Source organism: Variovorax paradoxus (assembly GCF_030815855.1).
Classification (GTDB): Bacteria; Pseudomonadota; Gammaproteobacteria; order Burkholderiales; family Burkholderiaceae_C; genus Variovorax; species Variovorax paradoxus_M.
Genome location: NZ_JAUSXG010000001.1, coordinates 727,488 through 745,969, shown reverse-complemented (window position 1 = coordinate 745,969; position 18,482 = coordinate 727,488). Strand labels below are relative to the sequence as shown.

Here is an 18,482-nt window from a genome sequence, read left to right as displayed (position 1 = left end):
CCAGAAAGGCCGGGACGACGCTAGGCGCTCGCCCGACGAACGATCGTGAAGCCCACATCGACGATCAGCTCCGGCGGACGCCGTCCTGCGGCTCGCTCGACGATGCAGTCGGCTGCGATCTGGCCGATGCGCCGCCCGTCGATCCGCACGGTGGTCAGCGCCGGGTCCAGGTCGGCCGCAAAGTTCAGGTCACCGAAACCGACGACCGAAAGATCGGCGGGAACGCCGAGGCCGGCGGCACGCGCTTCGGTCAGCACGCCCAGCGCCAGCATGTCGGAACTGCAGAAAACCGCGTCGACCGGCAGGTTGGACTGCAGGATCGAACGCAGGGCACGCCGCCCATCGCTGAGCTTGGTCGGCGCGGGGACGAGATGCACGATCGGGGCCACGGCACCCTGTGCCTGCGCCATGGCAGTGAACGCTTCCGCTCTACGCACCGAACGCGGATCGTCGCCGCCGATCAGCGCGAGCCGCCTGCGGCCCTTCTGGAGCAGGTATTCCGCGACGCTGCGGCCAACGGCTTCGTGCGAGAAACCGACCAGCATGTCGATCGGATCGAGCGCCACATCCCAGGTCTCGACGATCGGAATGCCAGCCGCAAGGAGCCGCTGGCGCCCGAGTTCGCTGTGCACGACGCCGGTGAGCACGATGCCGTCGGGCCGGCGCCCGATGATGTCGCGCACGAGGTCGTCCTCCGTCGAGGTGCTGTAGCCGCTCTGCCCCACCATGAGTTGGTAGCCGTGCTGCTGGAGCCGGGAATTCAGCGCTTCGATGGTGTCCAGGAAGACAGGCCCCGACAGGGTCGGCACCACCGCCGACACCAGGCGTGTCTTGGCGGAGCGCAGCCCCCCCGCGCCACGATTCGGCACGTAGCCCGTGGACGCCACCGCCGCCTGCACCTTGGCGAGCGTCTTGGCGTTGACCGAGTGGGGTGCATTGAAGACCCGCGACACCGTCATCGCCGACACGCCCGCGAGCTTGGCGACGTCCATCACGGTGACGCTCAGATGGCGAGGCTGCAAAGGACGATCTGTCATGGTTGGAGCGGACTATAACGGCCGGGGCTGGCGCCTCCTGAGGCCCGCACCGCGAATCAGGTTAAGCTTTTCGCGCCCTTGCCACCGTCCATGCCGACCCCTTCGAACAAACAACCTGCCGCAGCAGGACGTTCCGCGCCCTCGCCTCTGCCGCCGCGCCGCGGAAGGGTCGCCGGCGGCATCACCCTGCTCGAAGTCGCTCAGCTGGCGGGCGTCTCCGCGATGAGCGTGTCGCGCGCGCTGAACACGCCCGATCAGGTGTCGGCCGCCATCCTCGCGAAGGTTCGTGCGGCGGTCGAGTCGACGGGCTACGTCGCCAACCGGGTGGCCGGAAGCCTGGCCTCGCAGCGAAGCCGCCTGGTCGCGGCTGTCGTTCCTTCGATTGCCGGGCCGGTGTTCCAGGAGATGGTGCAGTCCCTCATCGCCGAACTCGCGGCCCGCGACCACCAGTTGATGCTGGGCCAGAGCGGCTATGGCACGCAGAAGGAGGACGCGCTGCTCGAAGCCATCATCGGCCGTCGGCCCGACGGCATCGTGCTGGGCGGGGTCGTGCCCTCTCCGGCCGGCCGACGGCAACTTGTGGCTTCGGGCATTCCGGTGGTGGAGACGTGGGACATGGTGCAGGACCCGATCGACATGCTGGTCGGCTTCTCGCACGAGGCCATCGCGACCGCCGTGGCCGCGTTCCTGATCGAGCGTGGCCGTCGCCACCTGGGGTTCATCGGCGGCAATCACGAGCGTGCGGCCCGCCGGGCCAGCGCCTTCGTCAATGCGGCGCTACACGGCCCCGCGCGCGGGCGCGCGCTTGCTGCGCAGGTCGAGACCGTGGTGGCACCGGCCACCGTGCGTAGCGGCCGCCAGGCGCTGGGCGAGATGCTGCGGCATCAGCCCGAGACCGACGCCATCTTCTGCAGCTCGGACGTGCTGGCGCTCGGCGTCGTCACCGAAGCCGCGGCGCGCGGCCTGCGCGTGCCGCAGGACATCGCCGTGGTCGGCTTCGGCGACCTCGATTTCGCGGCGGACGTGTCGCCCTCGCTCACGACCGTGCGCATCGACAGCACGCGCATCGGCCAGCTCGCGGCTCGGTTCATCGTGAGCCGCAGCGAAGGCATCGAGGTCGAAGAAGCGAAGGTCGACGTGGGCTTCTCCATCGTTTCGCGCGAGAGCGCCTAGATAGAAACCCGCACACGCGGGCCCACAGATGCTCGTACCATTGGTTTTGGTAGCGCTACCATACAATTGATAAAGCCAGATGTCCACCACCATTCGATCGGTCGACTGCCTCCAGCTTCGATTGCCCTTCGACCACGGCGCGCCGGCACCGCTGTTCGCCGGACGGCCGAGAACCACGCTGGACAGCGGCCTTGTGCGCGTCGAGCTCGACAATGGCCTGGTCGGCTGGGGCGAATCGTATGGCGCCGAACTCGACGCGCTCTCGGCGATCTTTCGCAGCCGGGTCGCCCCCCTCGCGACAGGCCGGGACGCGGCGGACCCCGAGCTCATGGCTTCGCTCGAACGCACGCTGCACAACATGGGCCGCTCGGGGCCGGTGCTGCATGCGTTGAGCGGCCTGGACATCGCGATCTGGGACCTGAAGGCGAAGATTGCCGGCGTGCCGCTGCATGCCCTGCTCGGCGGAGCGCGACGCACCCGCCTGCCCGCGTACGCGTCGCTGCTTCAGTACTACGGCGACACGGCGCTGGTGGCCAGGAATGTGGAGCGTGCGCTGGCGGCCGGCTTCACACAGGTGAAGCTGCACGAGAAGACTCCCGAGGCCGTGGCCGCTGCGCGCAGCGTGATGGGCCCGGGCATGCCGCTGATGGTCGACGCGAACTGCGCCTGGACGGCCGACCAGGCCGACGAGGTCGTAGCCAGGATGGCGGCCTTCGGCCTGCATTGGATCGAGGAACCGCTCTGGCCGCCGGAGGACATCGAGGCACTTCGTGCACTGCGCATGCGAACCGGCGTGCCGACCGCTGCCGGCGAGAACGCCAGCAGCGTGCATGAACTGAGCGCCATGGCGAGAGCCCAGGCCGTCGACTATCTGCAACCTTGCGCGATCAAATCGGGAGGCGTCACCACGCTGCTGCGGCTCTCGCGCGAGTGCGCCGGCAGCGCCGTGCATTGCGCACCGCAGTCGGCCTTCTTCGGCCCCGGGTTGCTGGCCACGCTGCACGTGCTGGCCGCGCAGGAGGACGAAGTGCATGTGGAGCGACTCTTCTGCGATCTCGGCTTCACACCCTACGGCGACGCCGTGCCCTGCATCGACGGCGCCTTTCAGCTGACAGACCGGCCTGGGCTGGGCGCCGACCCGGAACCAGCGCTGCTCGACAGCGGCTTCGTGCGCCGCGTTTAGAACTTATTTTCAGGAGACAGAAATGCCCATGCACAACAGGCGCTCGTTGATTCGCGGGGGCGTTGCGCTTTCCTTGGTGGGTTCGCTCGGCGCGGGGCGCCTTGCGCTCGCAGACACGAAGACGCCGGTCCGACTCATCGTGCCCTACCCTCCGGGGGCCGCCACGGACACGCTCGGCCGGCTGATGGCGCAGGCATTGGAGCCCGCCGTCGCGGCCCCGGTGATTGTCGACAACCGAGGAGGTGCCGGCACGCAGATCGGCACGCGCGCGGTCGCCACTGCGGCGCCGGACGGCCGCACGCTCGGCTTCGTCGACACGGCATTCGTGATCAACCCCGGGCTTTTCGGCAGCGCGCTGCCGTACGACACGGAGAAGGACTTCGCGCCAATTTCGCTCATGGCATCGGCGCCGCTGGTGCTCATCGTGCACAGCGCGGTTGCCGCAGCGACGCTGAAGGAGTTCGTCGCCCTGGCCAAGGCAAAGCCGGGCGGTCTCAACTACGGATCGGCCGGCGTCGGCAGTGCGCCGCACCTGGCCGGCGAGCAGTTGCGCAAGGCCGCCGCGATCGACATCAACCACGTGCCGTACCGGGGCGGCGGCACCGTACTGAACGACCTGCTCGCGGGCCACGTCCAGTTCGGGTTCACCACCGTCCCCACGATGATCGACCACATCCGCGCGGGCACCGTCCGCGCCCTGGCAGTCACCGGGATGCGCCGGGCCGCGCAACTGCCCGACACGCCGACGATGCAGGAAGCTGGGCTGCCCAGCGTCGACGCCACGCCGATCTTCGGTTTGATCGGCCCTGCCAGATTGGCGCCGGACACCGTGTCCCGGTTGTCGTCCACCGCGGCGCAAGCCGTGCGCGCGGGCCCGCTGCATCAGAAGCTCGTCGAACTCGGCTTCGTGCCGGTCGGCAGCACCGCCGAGGAGTTCAGGACCCGCATCCGCCAGGAGATCGAGAAATGGGCGGCGGTCGTCAAGGCCGGCAACATCAAGCCCAATGCCTGAGACGACGCCCGCAAGCCCCCATGCAGCCACTCGTTTCCCTACGACGGCCGAGGCCTTGCGCTCCGCGGAACAGCGTGCGGCCTACGATCTGATCGAACGGCGGCGCGGCCGCGTGCCGGCCCCCTACCTGCCACTGCTGGGGAGCCCCCCGATCGCCGATCTTCTGGAGCAACTCTCGACCGAGCTTTGGACTGGCACGCTGCCGCAGCGGGTGCTGGAAGCCATCTTTCTCATGACGGCGCACAGGCAGCAATGCCGCCACCAGTGGGAGACTCACGCAGCCAAGGCGTTGTCGGCCGGACTTTCGATTGAAATGGTTGAAGCGATTGCAGCCGGCAAGATTCCGAAGGATGGCGGGTCCGTGGAAGTAGCCGGCCGGTTCTTCCTGGCGCTCACCGAACACCACGGCGTTGCGGACGACGTGTTTGAGCAGGTGCAGCGGCACTTCGGAGAACGCGGCGTGGCCGAACTGGTTGCGTTCTGCGGGCTGGCCGCAACAGTCGCCCTGCTCTTGAATGTGCAGGTCCCTCAAGCGCCAGCCTGCTGAATCTGAGAATCGCCGGCGACGTCCGGGAAAGCAGTCAATTGCGCGGCAAGACCAGCGCCTTCCGGCCAACGGCGCGCTCACGCTTGCGCCGGATGAGTCAGAGTTTTTCCGGTGCCTTACGCAGCACGCCACCCCCGTCTCAGGGAATCTACGGATATATGATTTGCCGGATGGGCTTGATTGCACACGGTTTTTGTATACAAATAACGCACCCGATCCCGGCGCGGAATTTGCATCGGAACGGTCCTCCCGACAAACCAACCATTCGCACGAGGAAAGACCATGAGCACAGTCGTCAGCCAGGCCCCCGCGGGGGCGAGCGAAGCCGGCCATGCGCCGCATGCCGAGTCCAATGCGCTGATCAAGCCCGGCTACCACCCGCGGCTGACCAACGAAGACCTTGCGCCGCTGAAGAAGCAGACTTGGGGCCAATACAACATCTTTGCGTTCTGGATGTCCGACGTGCACAGCGTGGGCGGCTACATCACGGCCGGCAGCCTGTTCGCGCTGGGCCTGTCGAGCTGGCAGGTGCTGGTGTCGCTGCTGGTCGGCATCGTGATCGTGCAGTTCTTCTGCAACCTCGTGGCCAAGCCCAGCCAGGTGACGGGCGTGCCCTACCCCGTGGTGTGCCGCGCGCCCTTCGGCGTGCTGGGCGCCAACATCCCGGCCATCATCCGCGGGCTCATCGCGGTCGCCTGGTACGGCGTGCAAACGTACCTCGCGTCGGCCGCCTTCATGGTGCTGGCGCTGCACATGTTCCCCAATCTCGCGCCGTATGCCGACGTGGCCGCGCACGGCTTCGCGGGCCTGTCGACGCTGGGCTGGGTGGCGTTCATGGTCATGTGGGTGCTGCAGGCCTTCGTGTTCTGGCATGGCATGGAAGCCATCCGCAAGTTCATCGACTGGGCCGGCCCGGCCGTGTACGTGGTCATGGCGGTGCTGTGCGGCTGGCTGGTGTGGAAGGCCGGCTGGAGCAAGATCGACCTGAACCTGGGCGGCATCAAGTTCCAGGGCTGGGACGCACTGCCCGTGATGCTCTCGGCCATTGCGCTGGTGGTGAGCTACTTCAGCGGCCCGATGCTCAACTTCGGCGACTTCTCGCGCTACGGCAAGAGCTTCGAGGCGGTGAAGAAGGGCAACTTCTGGGGCCTGCCGGTCAACTTCGTGTTCTTCTCGCTCTTGACCGTGATCACCACGGCCGCCACGCTGCCGGTGTTCGGCGAACTCATCACCGATCCGGTGCACACCGTGGGCAAGATCGACAGCACCACCGCCGTGGTGCTGGGCGCGCTGACCTTCATGATCGCCACCATCGGCATCAACATCGTGGCCAACTTCGTCTCGCCGGCGTTCGACTTCTCGAACGTGGCGCCGCAGCACATCAGCTGGCGCACGGGCGGCATGATCGCGGCGGTGGGCTCGATCTTTCTCACGCCTTGGAACCTCTACAACAGCCCCGAGGTCATTCACTACACGCTCGACGTGCTGGGCTCTTTCATCGGCCCGCTGTTCGGCATCTTGATTGCCGACTACTACATCGTGCGCAAGCAACAGATCGACGTCGACGCGCTCTACACCATGAGCAAGCAAGGCAAGTACTGGTACAGCGGCGGCTACAACCCGAAGGCGATCCAGGCGCTGATTCCCTCCGCGCTGGTGCCGATTCTTTGCGTGATGGTGCCGACGCTGCGCGGTGCCGCCAACTATGCGTGGTTCATCGGCATGGGGCTGGGCTTCGTGTTGTACGTGCTCGTGAACCGCAACAACAAGACTTGAAATACCGAAAGAGAAAGAAAGGGACCGCGCCGTGCGCATCAAGATCATCAATCCCAACACCACCTGGAGCATGACCGAGAAAATCGGCGCCTGCGCCCGCGCGGTAGCGCACGCCGGCACCGAGATCGTGGCGGTGAGCCCGGCGATGGGGCCGGTCTCGATCGAGAGCCACTACGACGAAGCGCTGGCCGTACCCGGCCTGCTGCAGGAGATTGCGGCCGGCGAGCGAGACGGCTTCGACGGCTACGTGATCGCCTGCTTCGGCGACCCGGGGCTGAAGGCCGCGCGCGAGCTGGCGCGCGGCCCGGTGGTGGGCGTCGCCGAAGCCGCGATGCACCTGGCCAGCATGGTGGGCAGCCGGTTCAGCGTGGTGACCACGCTCGGCCGCACCATGGGCCAGGCCTGGCACCTGGCCGAGATCTACGGCATGGAGCGCTTCTGTGCCAACGTGCGCGCCTGCGAGCTGCCGGTGCTCGAGCTCGAGGAGCCCGGTTCCAACGCCCGCGAGCGCATCGTCGACGAGTGCCGGCGTGCTCTGGAGGAAGACGGCTCCGACTGCATCGTGCTCGGCTGCGCCGGCATGACCGACCTGTGCGAGCACATCGGCAGCCTGCTGGGCGTGCCGGTGATCGACGGCGTGGCCGCGGGCACCAAGCTCATCGAGTCGCTGGTCGCACTCAGGCTTTCGACCAGCAAGCACGGCGAACTGGCGCGCCCCCTGCCCAAGACCATGAAGGGCGCGCTCGAAGGCTTCACGCTGGCCGCGCGATAGGGCCGGCGCCGGCGCGGCAGCATCCGCTGGGCCACAATCTCCGCATGCCCCGCGCCAGCTCCAAACCTCCCGCCTCCCCTGCCACTGCCGCTCCGGCAGAGAACGGCGCGGCTGCCGCCGACAAGGGCAGCTCCATCGAAAGCATTGCGCAGGACATCGCCACCGCGATCGTCGAAAAGCGCCTGCCGCCGGGCACCTGGCTGCGCGAAGAGGCGCTGGGCCGCGTCTATTCGGTGAGCCGCACCAAGGTGCGCGCGGCGCTCCTGATGCTCTCGAAGGACAAGCTCATCGAGATGATTCCCGACAAGGGCGCCTTCGTCTCGCAGCCCACGGTGCAGGAGGCGCGCGAGGTCTTCGCAGTGCGCCGCATTCTCGAGAGCGAGGTGGTGCGCCTGTTCATCGCCCAAGCGCGGCCGCGCGACTACCAGGTGCTGGAGCAGCACGTCAAGTTCGAGCGCGCCGCGCTGCGCCAGAGCCCTGCCATGGGCACCGTGCGCGAGAAAGTGCTGGGCGATTTCCACGTGGCGCTGGCCGAGGCCACGGGCAACCACACGCTGACGGAACTGGTGCGCGAGCTGGTGGCGCGCAGCTCGCTGATCGCGATGCTCTATCACTCGTCGAACGATCCGCACTGCTCGTCGGACGAGCACTCGGATTTCCTCCGCATCTGCCGCAAGGGCGACGTGCAAGGCGCCGTGGCCTGCATGACCGACCACCTGGAGCGCATCGAAGCCAGCCTGGAGCTGGGCACCGACAAGCCCGACCGGCAGCTTGATCTGGTGAAGGCGCTGCTCGCCTGAAGCGCTCCGCGTGCGACCGCGGCGTTGTTGCACGCTGGCTGGCTGCGCGTCAGATCATCGCGAGCGGTGTCTTGCGCCGCGGCGGCGGATAGATGCGGTCGAGTTCGGCGAGCGTGGCGGCATCGAGCTGCAGATCGGCGGCCGCGAGGTTCTGCTGCAGATGCACGCTGCGTACCGCTTTCGGAATGGCGACCACGCCCGGCCGCGCAATCACCGCAGCCAGCGCGAGTTGCGCGGCCGTCACGCCGAGCCGCTCCGCCAGTTCACCGAGCGCACCATCGCCGGCCAAGGCTCCCTGGTCGATCGGGCTGTAGGCCATCAGCGGCATGCCGCGTTCGCGCAACCACGGCAGCAGGCTGAACTCGGGACCGCGCTCGCCCAGCGACAGGTACACCTGGTTGGCCGCGCAGCCAGGGCCATTGCCCGTGGCCTGGGCCAGCTCTTCCATGTCATCGGTATCGAAATTGCTCACGCCCCAGTGGGCGACGCGTCCCTTGGCCACCAGCGCCTGCATCGCATCGACCGTTTCGCGCAGCGGATGGCTGCCGCGCCAGTGCAGCAGGTAGAGGTCGATCATGTCGAGACCGAGGCGCTTCAGGCTGCGCTCGCAGGCCTCGGGCGTGCCGCGCCGGCTCGCGTTGTGGGGATAGACCTTGCTGACGATGAAGAGCTCGTCGCGCCGCACGTCGCCCGCGCGCAGGGCCTCGGCAATGGCCTGCCCGAGCACGGTTTCCGCGCCGCCCTCGCCATACATCTCGGCGGTGTCGATCAGCCGGTAGCCCATCCCGATGGCCTCGCGCACGGCGGCTACTTCGGCCGAGCGGCGGTTCGCCACCTCGCCCATGCGCCAGGTGCCGAGGCCCAGGACCGGTAGTTCGTTGGCGTGGGAGAGAGGGAGTGTTCGCATCGGGCAAATCGTAACGGGAGACGCGCCGGCCCGCCAGCATGTCACCCGCCTGAACCGCCGCCGTCGGCGCAATTCCTACAGCGCTTGGGCAACTCTCCGACAGATGGCGGAGATTCGACGGCGCAGTCTGGTTGCAGACGTGGTGCCCTCCTCTGGAACCGAACGGTGCTTTTGCGGAATCGAGCGAGCACGATGTGCAAGGAACCAGACATGACGGCGGACAAGCCAATGAGCCAGACTCGTGGGCCAAAGCGCATGACATGAAAAGCGCACCACGTCCCTTTTCCAGCGGCCTGATTCTCGAACCCGCGAGATTGCGGATTCGCGTCACCCCCCGACGCGTTGCGCCCAGCGCAGCGACACCCATGTGCCTTCGCCGCGGCGGCTCTCGATGCGCAGCCGCGCGCCGATCGCATCGGCCTGCTCCCGCAGCCCCACGAGCCCGTAGTGCCCCGCTGCGCCCGCGCTCGGCTCGAAGCCGACGCCGTCGTCGCCGATCTCCAACTCCACACCGCCGTGCGCAACGCGGTGCAGGCGGATCAGCAGCCGCCGCGCGCCCGCGTGGCGTTCGACGTTGCGCAGCACTTCCTCGCACATGTGGAACACGGTTTCCGCCGGCTCGGCCGCCAAGGCGGACAAGGCGGGTTCGATCTGGCAGTCGAGCTCGATGCCGGAGCGCTCGCTTAGGTTCTTGGCCAGCTCGGCCAGCGCCGCGCCCAGCCCGATGTCGCGCACCGGGTTGCTGCGCAGCTGGTCGATCGCGCGGCGTGCCTCGTCCAGCCCGTCGCGCGCCGCGCGTTCGGCCCGAACCAGCTCGTCCGGCAGCGCATCGGGCCGGCTCGATGCCAGGTGCTTGAGCACACGGATCTCGGTGAGCATCGCCATCATCGAATGCGCCAGCGTGTCGTGCAGTCCGCGCGCCAGGCGCAGGCGCTCGCGCACCACCGCGGCATCGCGCGACTCCTGCGCGAGCCGGCTGATCTCTTCGGTGCGCTGCCGCACGCGCTCGTCCAGTTCGGTATTGAGCCGGCGCAACTCGTCGCGTTCGCGCTGCAGCGTGTCCAGCAATCGGTCGAGCGCGCTGCCCAGCCGTGCGGCTTCGTCGGCACCCTGCGGCACTTCGATGCGCGTCGCGCTCCCGGCCAGCACCGCGTCGGCCGAATGGGCGATCACGCTCACGCGGCGCGTGAGGCGGTGCGCCACGATGATGCCGGCGACGGCGGTGGCCAAGCCCAGCAGGCTCAGCACGATCGAGATGCGCCATTCGATGGCCGTCGCGAATGCCGCAACCGATTCGACCGGCTGGATCACCACGGCCTGCCAGCCGAGCCGGCGCAGCGTGCCGTCGCGCGCATTGGGCGGGGAGGCGATCAGGTAGGGCCGGTTGTCCAGGAGCCGCCTTGTCCGGATGCGCGTGGGCAGATCGGATCCGTCGTTCCCTAAGCCGGCGACGACGGGATCGAATGGCGTGATGGGATCGCCGACGTCTTGCCAGCGTTTTCCCAGCAGGGCACCCGGCCCGTGGCGCACGATGCCGTCGCGGTCGATCAGCAGCCATTCGCCGGGAGAGGCGCGGATTTCGGCCACCATCTTCTCCACCCAGCTCCAGCTCAGGTTGGCCGCGGCGACGCCGATGATCGCCCCGTCGGCATTGCGCACCGGCGCGGTGAGCTTCAGGAAGCGTTCGCCCGGCGAGCGGCCTTCCTCGATCCACGCGGCGTTCAGGCCTTGCGAGATCCATGCGTGCTGATTGACGTTCTGGCCGACCACCTGCTCGTCGGTCGCTGCGACGATGAAGCCGTCGGCATCGGTCACCGCCAGCCAGATCAGGTCGGGCACGCCGCGGCGTACGGCCTGGAGCGTCCGCTTCAGGCGTGCGCCTTCGCTGTGCTGCACGTCTTCCGACAGCATGGCCGCCACCACGCTGACCGCCTGCAGGCGCAGCAGCAGTGCGGTGTCGAGTTCGGCATTGACGTGCTCGGCCGCGGCCTCCAGCCGTTGGCCGTGCTGCTCGAGCAGCGTCGCACGCACGAAACCGCGCAGCCACAGGTTGGCCACGAGCGCCAGGCACAAGGTGAGCGCAATCAGCAGCCAGCCGATCGCGGCGGCCATCGAGCGCCGTGGGTCGATGCGACGTGCGAGGTTCATTGGCTGCGCATTCTCGCAAACGGCCGCCATGACTTTCGGCACGGGTAGTTCCCCTGAGCCCTCCGGGTTTGTCTCGACTCGACGCGTGACTTCCGGCAGGCGCGCCGACGGCGGTTTGCGGCAACAGTTGCACCCATCGCGATCCGTGCCCCCAGCGCGACTGAATTCAAACCCCTGCAACGTGCCGCGACGCGATCGGCGCGACAACGAATGGAGACAAAAGCGAATGAACCCCACTTCCCCGACATACATCTCATCCGGCGCGCCGCCGCGATTGATCGATAACCGCTGGCTGCAGCTGGTGGTCGGCATCGTCTGCATGATCGCCACGGCCAACATCCAGTACGCATGGACCTTGTTCGTGCCGGAAATCCAGGGCAAGTTCGGCTGGGAGCGTGCGTCGATCCAGGTCGCCTTCACGATCTTCGTGCTGGTGCAGACCTGGCTCGCGCCGATCGAGGGCTACTTCATCGACAAGTTCGGACCGCGCCTGATCGTGGCCTTCGGCGCGCTGTTCATCGGCGCGGCCTGGGCCATCAACTCGCAAGCCACCACGCTGATGGGCTTCTACCTCGGCGCGGCCATCGGCGGCATCGGCGTGGGTTCGATCTACGCCACCTGCATCAACAACGCGCTCAAGTGGTTCCCCGACCGCCGCGGCCTGGCCGTCGGCCTGACGGCGGGCGGCTATGGCGCCGGCTCGGCCGCCACCATCCTGCCGATCGCGGCGATGATCGAATCGTCCGGCTTCCAGCAGGCTTTCCTGTTCTTCGGTTTGCTGCAGGGCTCGCTCGCCTTTGCCGCTGCCTGGTTCCTGCGCCAGCCCAAGGGCAACGAGGTGCGCGGCTCGGCCAAGGTCGCGCAGAGCCGGCGCGACTACACGCTGGGCGAAGCGCTTCGCACGCCGCTGTTCTGGCTGATGATCCTGATGTTCTCGTGCGTGGTCACCGGCGGCATGATGGCCGTGGCGCAGCTGGGCGTAATCGCACAGGACCTGGGCGTGAAGAACTTCAAGGTCGACCTGTACTTCGTCACCATGGCCGCACTGCCGCTCGCGCTGATGCTCGACCGCGTCATGAACGGCATCTCGCGGCCGCTGTTCGGCTGGATCTCCGACCACATCGGCCGCGAGAAGACGATGGTGATCGCCTTCACGCTCGAAGGCATCGGCATCATCGCGCTGGGCTACTTCGGCCACAACCCGTGGGCCTTCCTGATCTTGTCGGGCGTGGTCTTCCTGGCCTGGGGCGAGGTGTATTCGCTGTTCTCCGCGCTCGCGGGCGACGCCTTCGGCACCAAGCACATCGGCAAGATCTATGGCGTGCTGTACTGCGCCAAGGGCGTCGGCGCGCTGTTCGTGCCGCTCGGCAACCTGATGATGGAGGCGACCGGCACCTGGTCGACCGTGCTCTACACCGTGGCGGCGCTCGACCTGTTCGCAGCCTTCCTCGCGATCGTCGCGCTGCGGCCGATGCTGGCGCGGCACACGGCCAGCAATGCCGCCGCATCGCATGCGCCTTCGCCGGCGCCTGACCTCGCGATGCCTGGCGGCTTGTCGCCCGCAGGCCGCGCGGCCTGACCGGCACAAGCTCTTCCATTTTTCAGTGCACCCGTGGTACCGGCCTTGCCGGGCCACCGGGTGCATTTCGCATTGGGGAGGCGCCTGAGGGACGTGGGGCGCGTACGGCGCGCAGGACGCAGCGCTTTATTTCTTGAGCACGAGAACCGCCAGCTCGGTGCGGGTGTTCGCGTGAAGCTTTTGCATGATCCGGCTGACGTGGTTCTTTGCCGTTCCCTCGGCCAGGTTGAGCGCTGCGGCAATCTGGCGGTTGCCGTAGCCCTTGGCGATCAGTTCGAGCACCGCGGCCTCGCGGTCGGTGAGCGGCTTGGTCATTGCGGCGGGCTGCGACGACTCCCCGGGCACGGTGGCTTGCGGCTCGGCGCGGAGATCCGGCGCAGCTGCGACCGGCTGCTCTTGCGCGACACGATCGGCCAGCAGCCGGAACTGGTCCATCACCTTGCGCGCGATCTGCGGCGTGAGCCGTGACTCGCCGCGATGCACCGCGCGAACGGTGTCCAGCACCTCTTCTTCCGACGCGTCCTTGAGCAGGTACGCCTGCGCACCGGCACGCACCGCATCGAAGACCAGGTCGTCGCGGTCGAAGGTGGTCAGCACCATCACGCGCGTGCGCGGCAAGGCCGCCGATATCTCGCGCGTCGCGAGCACGCCGCCCTTGCGCGGCATGTGCAGATCCATCAGCACCACATCGGGCAGCAGGCGGCGGGCCAGCTCCACGGCTTCCACGCCGTCGGCCGCCTGGCCGACGACCTCGATGTCCGGCGCGGCATCGAGCAGCATGGCCATGCCGCGGCGAATCAGCGCCTGGTCGTCGGCAATCAGCACGCGGATCTGCGGCGCGGCATGCGGAGGGGGGAACGACGGTTCGGCAACGGTGCTCATGGCAGGGCCGATTGTGCCCCGAGGTGCACAGGTTTTGGCTAGATCGGCATACCCGTCGGATCCGCCTGTACACAGGCTTTTGTTAAAGTTTGCGCCCGTTCGCAACGCTGTCCATCTCGTGACATTGCGTTTTTGTTGTTGTTCAGCCCGCCCGAAAGCCGCCATGACCGCCGGAAACTCCCGAATCATCTACACCCTTACCGACGAGGCGCCGCGCTTGGCCACGGCCTCGCTGCTGCCCATCATCCAGGCTTTCGCCGCGCCGGCGGGCATCGATGTCGCCACCAGCGACATCTCGGTGGCCGCCCGCATCCTGGGTCAGTTTCCCGAGGCGCTGACCGAAGCGCAGCGGATGCCGGACAACCTGGCAGAGATGGGCAAGCTGACGCTGCAGCCCTCGGCAAACATCATCAAGCTGCCCAACATCAGCGCCTCGGTAGCCCAGCTGAAGGCCGCCATCAAGGAGCTGCAGGACAAGGGCTACAAGATTCCCGACTACCCCGAGAGCCCCAAGACGGACGAGGAGAAGGACATCCGCGCGCGCTACAACAAGTGCATCGGCAGCGCGGTGAACCCGGTGCTGCGGGAGGGCAACTCCGATCGTCGCGCACCCAAGGCCGTGAAGGAGTTCGCGCGCAAGAACCCGCACAGCATGGCGGACTGGAGCCAGGCGTCGCGCTCGCATGTCTCGCACATGCACCACGGCGACTTCTACCATGGCGAAAAGTCGATGACGCTGCAGAAGGCGCGCGACGTGAAGATGGAGCTGATCACCAGGAGCGGCAAGGCCATCGTGCTCAAGCAGAAGGTTTCGCTGCTCGACCGCGAGGTGATCGACTCGATGTTCATGAGCAAGAAGGCCCTGCTCGATTTCTACGAGCAGCAGATCCAGGACGCGCACAACACGGGCGTGATGTTCTCGCTGCACGTGAAGGCCACCATGATGAAGGTTTCGCACCCCATCGTGTTCGGCCACTGCGTGAAGATCTTCTACCGCGAGGCCTTCGAAAAGCATGCCAAGCTGTTCGAGGAACTGGGCGTGAACGTCAACAACGGCATGGTCGACCTGTACAACAAGATCGCCGCCCTGCCTCAAAGCACGCAGGACGAGATCCGGCGCGACCTGCACGCCTGCCATGAGAACCGCCCCGAGCTGGCGATGGTGGACTCCGCCAAGGGCATCACGAACTTCCATTCGCCCAACGACGTAATCGTGGACGCCTCCATGCCCGCCATGATCCGCAACGGCGGCAAGATGTACGGTGCCGACGGCCGACTGAAGGACGTGAAGGCCGTGATGCCCGAGAGCACCTTTGCCCGCATCTACCAGGAGATCATCAACTTCTGCAAATGGCACGGCGCCTTCGACCCCAAGACCATGGGCACCGTGCCCAACGTCGGCCTGATGGCGCAGCAGGCCGAGGAATACGGCTCGCACGACAAGACCTTCGAGATCCCCGAGGACGGCGTGGCCAACATCACCGATCTCGATACGGGCGAGGTGCTGCTCAGCCAGGACGTGGAAGCCGGCGACATCTGGCGCATGTGCCAGGTCAAGGACGCCGCCATCCGCGACTGGGTCAAGCTCGCCGTCACGCGCGCGCGCAACTCGGGCATGCCGGTGGTGTTCTGGCTCGACGCCTACCGCCCCCATGAGGCGCAGCTCATCACCAAGGTCAAGATGTACCTGCACGAGCACAACACCGCCGGACTGGACATCCAGATCATGAGCCAGGTGCGCGCCATGCGCTACACGCTGGAGCGCGTGATCCGCGGGCTGGACACCATCAGCGCCACCGGCAACATCCTGCGCGACTACCTGACCGACCTGTTCCCCATCATGGAGCTGGGCACCTCGGCCAAGATGCTGTCCATCGTCCCCCTGATGGCTGGCGGCGGCATGTACGAAACGGGCGCCGGCGGCTCGGCACCCAAGCACGTGCAGCAGCTGGTGGAGGAGAACCACCTGCGCTGGGATTCGCTGGGCGAGTTCCTCGCGCTGGCCGTGAGCCTGGAGGAACTGGGCATCAAGACCGGCAACGCCAAGGCCAAGGTGCTGGCCAAGGCACTCGACACCGCTACCGGCAAGCTGCTCGACAACAACAAGGGCCCGTCGCCCAAGACCGGTCAGCTCGACAACCGCGGCAGCCACTTCTACCTGGCGCTCTACTGGGCCCAGGCCATGACCGAGCAGGCCGAAGACAAGGAACTGGCCGCCTATTTCAAGCCGCTCGCCGAAGCTTTGGCTGCCAACGAACAGAAGGTCGTGGACGAGCTCGCCGCCGTGCAAGGCAAGCCGGCCGACATCGGCGGCTACTACCTGCCGGACGTGCGCAAGACGGACGCAGTGATGCGGCCGAGCGCGACGTTCAACGCGGTGCTGGCTGCCGCAGCGGGCTGAAGCAAGGCGCGGCTGCCAGCTTGGCGGCACGCGGCGAAAGCTCGAACCGTCGATTTGCCACCGAAAACTGACCCTCCGAACGCCGGGGGTCAGGGATCGGTGGGAACTCGACAGCCCGGGAATACCCTCTCCCCGGCCAGGGCATCCGTTGCCTACATTGCTTGTATGCAAGATTTGGTTGATCTTGCATCCAAACCAATGGAAGGTTCCTCCATGCCCCGCTTCGTCAAATCCCTCTTCGGCCAGGTCGTCATCGCGCTGGTGCTCGGCGTGCTGGCCGGCCTCTTCGCGCCGGAGTTCGCCGTCAAGCTCAAGCCGCTCGGCGACGGCTTCATCAAGCTGATCAAGATGATCATCCCGGTGCTGGTGTTCTGCGTGGTGGTGCACGGCATCGCCGGCGCGGGCGACCTGAAGCGCGTGGGCCGGGTCGGCGTGAAGGCCCTGATCTATTTCGAAGTGCTGACCACCATTGCGCTGGCCATGGGCCTGGTGCTGGCCTTCGTGTTCCAGCCGGGCACGGGCATGAACGTGGACCCGGGCAAGCTCGACGCGAGCGCCATGAGCGCCTATGCCTCGAACGCCGACAAGCTCACGAGCGGCGGCACGGTCGAGTTCCTGATGAAGCTGATACCCACCACCGTGGTCAACGCCTTCGCCACCGGCGACGTGCTGCAGGTGCTGCTGTTCGCGGTGTTGTTCGGCTGCGCGCTGTCGCTGCTGGGCGAGCGCGGCAAGCCGGTGGGCGCGGTGGTGGACGCGCTTTCTCTGGTGCTGTTCAAGATCATGGGCATCATCATCAAGCTGGCGCCGCTCGGCGTGCTGGGCGCCATTGCCTTCACCGTGGGCAAGTACGGGATCGGCTCGCTCAAGCAGCTCGGCATGCTGGTCGCCCTCTTCTACGGCGCGGTGCTGATCTTCGTGTTCGTGGTGCTCGGGCTGGTCATGCGCATGTCGGGCTTCAGCCTGTGGAAGCTGCTGCGCTACCTGCGCGAAGAGCTCGCCATCGTGTTCGCCACCACCTCGTCGGACAGCGTGCTGCCGCAGATCATGGCCAAGCTTCGCCGCATGGGCATCCGCGATTCGACAGTGGGCCTGGTGATTCCCACGGGCTACTCCTTCAACCTCGACGCCTTCTCGATCTACATCACGCTGGCGGCGGTGTTCATCGCGCAGGCCACCAACACGCCGATCTCGATGGCGGACCTGCTGACGATCCTCGCCATTGCGCTGGTCACCTCCAAGGGCGCGCACGGCGTGCCGGGCTCGGCCATCGTGGTGCTGGCCGCCACGCTGCACGCGATTCCCGCCATTCCGGCGATCGGCCTGGTGCTGGTGCTGTCGGTCGACTGGTTCATGGGCATTGCCCGCGCACTGGGCAACCTGATCGGCAACTGCGTGGCCACGGTGGCCATTGCGGCCTGGGAGGGCGACATCGACCGCGAGCGCGCGCATGCCGTGCTCGACGGCTCCTACTCGCCGGACGACGAGCCGCTGGCCGAGCCCGGGAACCTGCCGGCCGCGGGCGTGGCCACACCCATGGGCAGCCATTGAAAGCGATGGCCGCCGACGTCAATCCCACCTCCATTGCGGAGCGCGTGGTCGAGGCCATCCTGGCGCAGAAGCTCGCGCCGGGCGAACGGCTCGGCGAGCAGGCGCTGGCCGAGAATTTCGCGGTGAGCCGGACGATGGTGCGCGAGGCGCTGATGCAGCTGCAGGCGCGCGGCTTCGTCGAGGTGCAGTCGCGCCGCGGCTGGTACGTGGTGGAACCTTCGGCCGAAGAGGCGCGCGACGCCTTCTCGGCGCGGCGCATCGTCGAAGCGGGCATCCTGGCCGAAAGCGAAGGCCGGCCGCTGCAAAAAGTCATACGCAAGCTGCGCGACCACATTGCCGACGAGCGGCGCGCCATCGAGGGCGCCGACGCCGCCACGCGCGCCTTTCTGCTGGCGGATTTCCACGTGTGCCTGGCCGAGCAGATGGGGCACCAGCTGCTGGTCGACGTGCTGCGCGACCTCACGGCCCGCACCACGCTGGCCGCCACGCTCTACCAGTCGAGGCACGAGGCCGGGCAATCGTGCGCCGAGCACGGCGCCATCGTCGCGGCGCTTGAAGCCGGCGACACGGCCAAGGCGCGCCAGCTGATGATCGAGCACATCGGCAATGTCGAACGTTCGCTCGAGGTGGAAACGGCGGTGGAGCCCGACGCTCCGTCGCGGCTGCGCGCCACGCTGGCGCCTGTGGCCCTGCCGCGCGCCAGGCGCTGAAGCC

General features: G+C 67.3%; 15 protein-coding genes. 11 read left to right on the top strand and 4 right to left on the bottom strand.

Annotated features, from left to right (window positions below; genetic code table 11):
* Positions 1-20 precede the first annotated feature (20 nt).
* Positions 21-1,037 carry a LacI family DNA-binding transcriptional regulator gene (locus tag QFZ42_RS03595; protein WP_307699634.1) on the bottom strand — a complete coding sequence of 339 codons (1,017 nt, stop codon included), beginning with the start codon at positions 1,035-1,037 and terminating at the stop codon, positions 21-23.
* 90 nt (positions 1,038-1,127) lie between these two features.
* Here QFZ42_RS03595 and QFZ42_RS03590 point away from each other — a divergent pair, with 90 nt between their 5' ends.
* From QFZ42_RS03590 to QFZ42_RS03560, 7 genes are all read left to right on the top strand, one after another.
* On the top strand, positions 1,128-2,210 hold the full coding sequence (locus tag QFZ42_RS03590; RefSeq protein ID WP_307699633.1) for a LacI family DNA-binding transcriptional regulator: 1,083 nt from the start codon (positions 1,128-1,130) through the stop codon (positions 2,208-2,210).
* Between the two features lie 79 nt (positions 2,211-2,289).
* Positions 2,290-3,393, top strand: coding sequence for a mandelate racemase/muconate lactonizing enzyme family protein (locus QFZ42_RS03585; protein ID WP_307699632.1), 1,104 nt, complete (start codon positions 2,290-2,292; stop codon positions 3,391-3,393).
* Between the two features lie 22 nt (positions 3,394-3,415).
* Positions 3,416-4,405, top strand: a complete 990-nt coding sequence (locus tag QFZ42_RS03580; RefSeq protein ID WP_307699631.1) for a tripartite tricarboxylate transporter substrate binding protein — start codon at positions 3,416-3,418, stop codon at positions 4,403-4,405.
* Entirely contained in the window at positions 4,398-4,952 is a 555-nt protein-coding gene (locus QFZ42_RS03575) for a carboxymuconolactone decarboxylase family protein (protein WP_307699630.1), read from the top strand. The genes QFZ42_RS03580 and QFZ42_RS03575 overlap by 8 nt, the downstream gene beginning before the upstream one ends.
* A 282-nt stretch (positions 4,953-5,234) precedes the next feature.
* Positions 5,235-6,728 (top strand): NCS1 family nucleobase:cation symporter-1, encoded by a 1,494-nt coding sequence (locus tag QFZ42_RS03570; RefSeq protein ID WP_307699629.1) that lies wholly within the window; start codon positions 5,235-5,237, stop codon positions 6,726-6,728.
* 31 nt (positions 6,729-6,759) lie between these two features.
* Positions 6,760-7,500, top strand: a complete 741-nt coding sequence (locus tag QFZ42_RS03565) for an aspartate/glutamate racemase family protein (RefSeq protein ID WP_307699628.1) — start codon at positions 6,760-6,762, stop codon at positions 7,498-7,500.
* 44 nt (positions 7,501-7,544) lie between these two features.
* Positions 7,545-8,300 (top strand): GntR family transcriptional regulator, encoded by a 756-nt coding sequence (locus QFZ42_RS03560; RefSeq protein ID WP_307699627.1) that lies wholly within the window; start codon positions 7,545-7,547, stop codon positions 8,298-8,300.
* 49 nt (positions 8,301-8,349) lie between these two features.
* On the opposite strand, the gene QFZ42_RS03555 is transcribed toward QFZ42_RS03560, so the two are convergent.
* Positions 8,350-9,207 carry an aldo/keto reductase gene (locus tag QFZ42_RS03555; protein WP_307699626.1) on the bottom strand — a complete coding sequence of 286 codons (858 nt, stop codon included), beginning with the start codon at positions 9,205-9,207 and terminating at the stop codon, positions 8,350-8,352.
* 327 nt (positions 9,208-9,534) lie between these two features.
* Positions 9,535-11,355, bottom strand: a complete 1,821-nt coding sequence (locus QFZ42_RS03550) for a sensor histidine kinase (RefSeq protein ID WP_307699625.1) — start codon at positions 11,353-11,355, stop codon at positions 9,535-9,537.
* Between the two features lie 226 nt (positions 11,356-11,581).
* Between QFZ42_RS03550 and oxlT the strand changes: the two genes are divergently transcribed.
* Entirely contained in the window at positions 11,582-12,934 is a 1,353-nt protein-coding gene (gene oxlT, locus QFZ42_RS03545; RefSeq protein WP_307699624.1) for an oxalate/formate MFS antiporter, read from the top strand.
* Between the two features lie 126 nt (positions 12,935-13,060).
* Here the strand turns inward: oxlT and QFZ42_RS03540 are convergent, their stop codons facing one another.
* Complete coding sequence (locus QFZ42_RS03540; RefSeq protein WP_307699623.1) at positions 13,061-13,816, bottom strand: response regulator transcription factor; 756 nt, start codon at positions 13,814-13,816, stop codon at positions 13,061-13,063.
* A gap of 163 nt (positions 13,817-13,979) precedes the next feature.
* Between QFZ42_RS03540 and QFZ42_RS03535 the strand changes: the two genes are divergently transcribed.
* The 3 genes from QFZ42_RS03535 (at position 13,980) to QFZ42_RS03525 (ending at position 18,478) form a co-directional block, all read left to right on the top strand.
* A complete protein-coding gene (locus QFZ42_RS03535; protein WP_307699622.1) occupies positions 13,980-16,217 on the top strand; it encodes an NADP-dependent isocitrate dehydrogenase in 2,238 nt (745 codons plus the stop codon).
* 213 nt (positions 16,218-16,430) lie between these two features.
* Positions 16,431-17,768, top strand: coding sequence for a C4-dicarboxylate transporter DctA (locus tag QFZ42_RS03530; RefSeq protein ID WP_307699621.1), 1,338 nt, complete (start codon positions 16,431-16,433; stop codon positions 17,766-17,768).
* Between the two features lie 5 nt (positions 17,769-17,773).
* Complete coding sequence (locus QFZ42_RS03525) at positions 17,774-18,478, top strand: GntR family transcriptional regulator (RefSeq protein WP_307704161.1); 705 nt, start codon at positions 17,774-17,776, stop codon at positions 18,476-18,478.
* The last annotated feature ends 4 nt before the right edge of the window (positions 18,479-18,482 follow it).

Coding starts and splice junctions, on each gene's coding strand:
- QFZ42_RS03560 (WP_307699627.1), top strand. CDS start 7,545: ATGCCCCGCGCCAGCTCCAAACCTCCCGCCTCCCCTGCCACTGCCGCT.
- QFZ42_RS03585 (WP_307699632.1), top strand. CDS start 2,290: ATGTCCACCACCATTCGATCGGTCGACTGCCTCCAGCTTCGATTGCCC.
- QFZ42_RS03555 (WP_307699626.1), bottom strand. CDS start 9,207: ATGCGAACACTCCCTCTCTCCCACGCCAACGAACTACCGGTCCTGGGC.
- QFZ42_RS03550 (WP_307699625.1), bottom strand. CDS start 11,355: ATGAACCTCGCACGTCGCATCGACCCACGGCGCTCGATGGCCGCCGCG.
- QFZ42_RS03580 (WP_307699631.1), top strand. CDS start 3,416: ATGCCCATGCACAACAGGCGCTCGTTGATTCGCGGGGGCGTTGCGCTT.
- QFZ42_RS03525 (WP_307704161.1), top strand. CDS start 17,774: ATGGCCGCCGACGTCAATCCCACCTCCATTGCGGAGCGCGTGGTCGAG.
- QFZ42_RS03540 (WP_307699623.1), bottom strand. CDS start 13,816: ATGAGCACCGTTGCCGAACCGTCGTTCCCCCCTCCGCATGCCGCGCCG.
- QFZ42_RS03595 (WP_307699634.1), bottom strand. CDS start 1,037: ATGACAGATCGTCCTTTGCAGCCTCGCCATCTGAGCGTCACCGTGATG.
- QFZ42_RS03535 (WP_307699622.1), top strand. CDS start 13,980: ATGACCGCCGGAAACTCCCGAATCATCTACACCCTTACCGACGAGGCG.
- QFZ42_RS03590 (WP_307699633.1), top strand. CDS start 1,128: ATGCCGACCCCTTCGAACAAACAACCTGCCGCAGCAGGACGTTCCGCG.
- QFZ42_RS03530 (WP_307699621.1), top strand. CDS start 16,431: ATGCCCCGCTTCGTCAAATCCCTCTTCGGCCAGGTCGTCATCGCGCTG.
- QFZ42_RS03570 (WP_307699629.1), top strand. CDS start 5,235: ATGAGCACAGTCGTCAGCCAGGCCCCCGCGGGGGCGAGCGAAGCCGGC.
- oxlT (WP_307699624.1), top strand. CDS start 11,582: ATGAACCCCACTTCCCCGACATACATCTCATCCGGCGCGCCGCCGCGA.
- QFZ42_RS03575 (WP_307699630.1), top strand. CDS start 4,398: ATGCCTGAGACGACGCCCGCAAGCCCCCATGCAGCCACTCGTTTCCCT.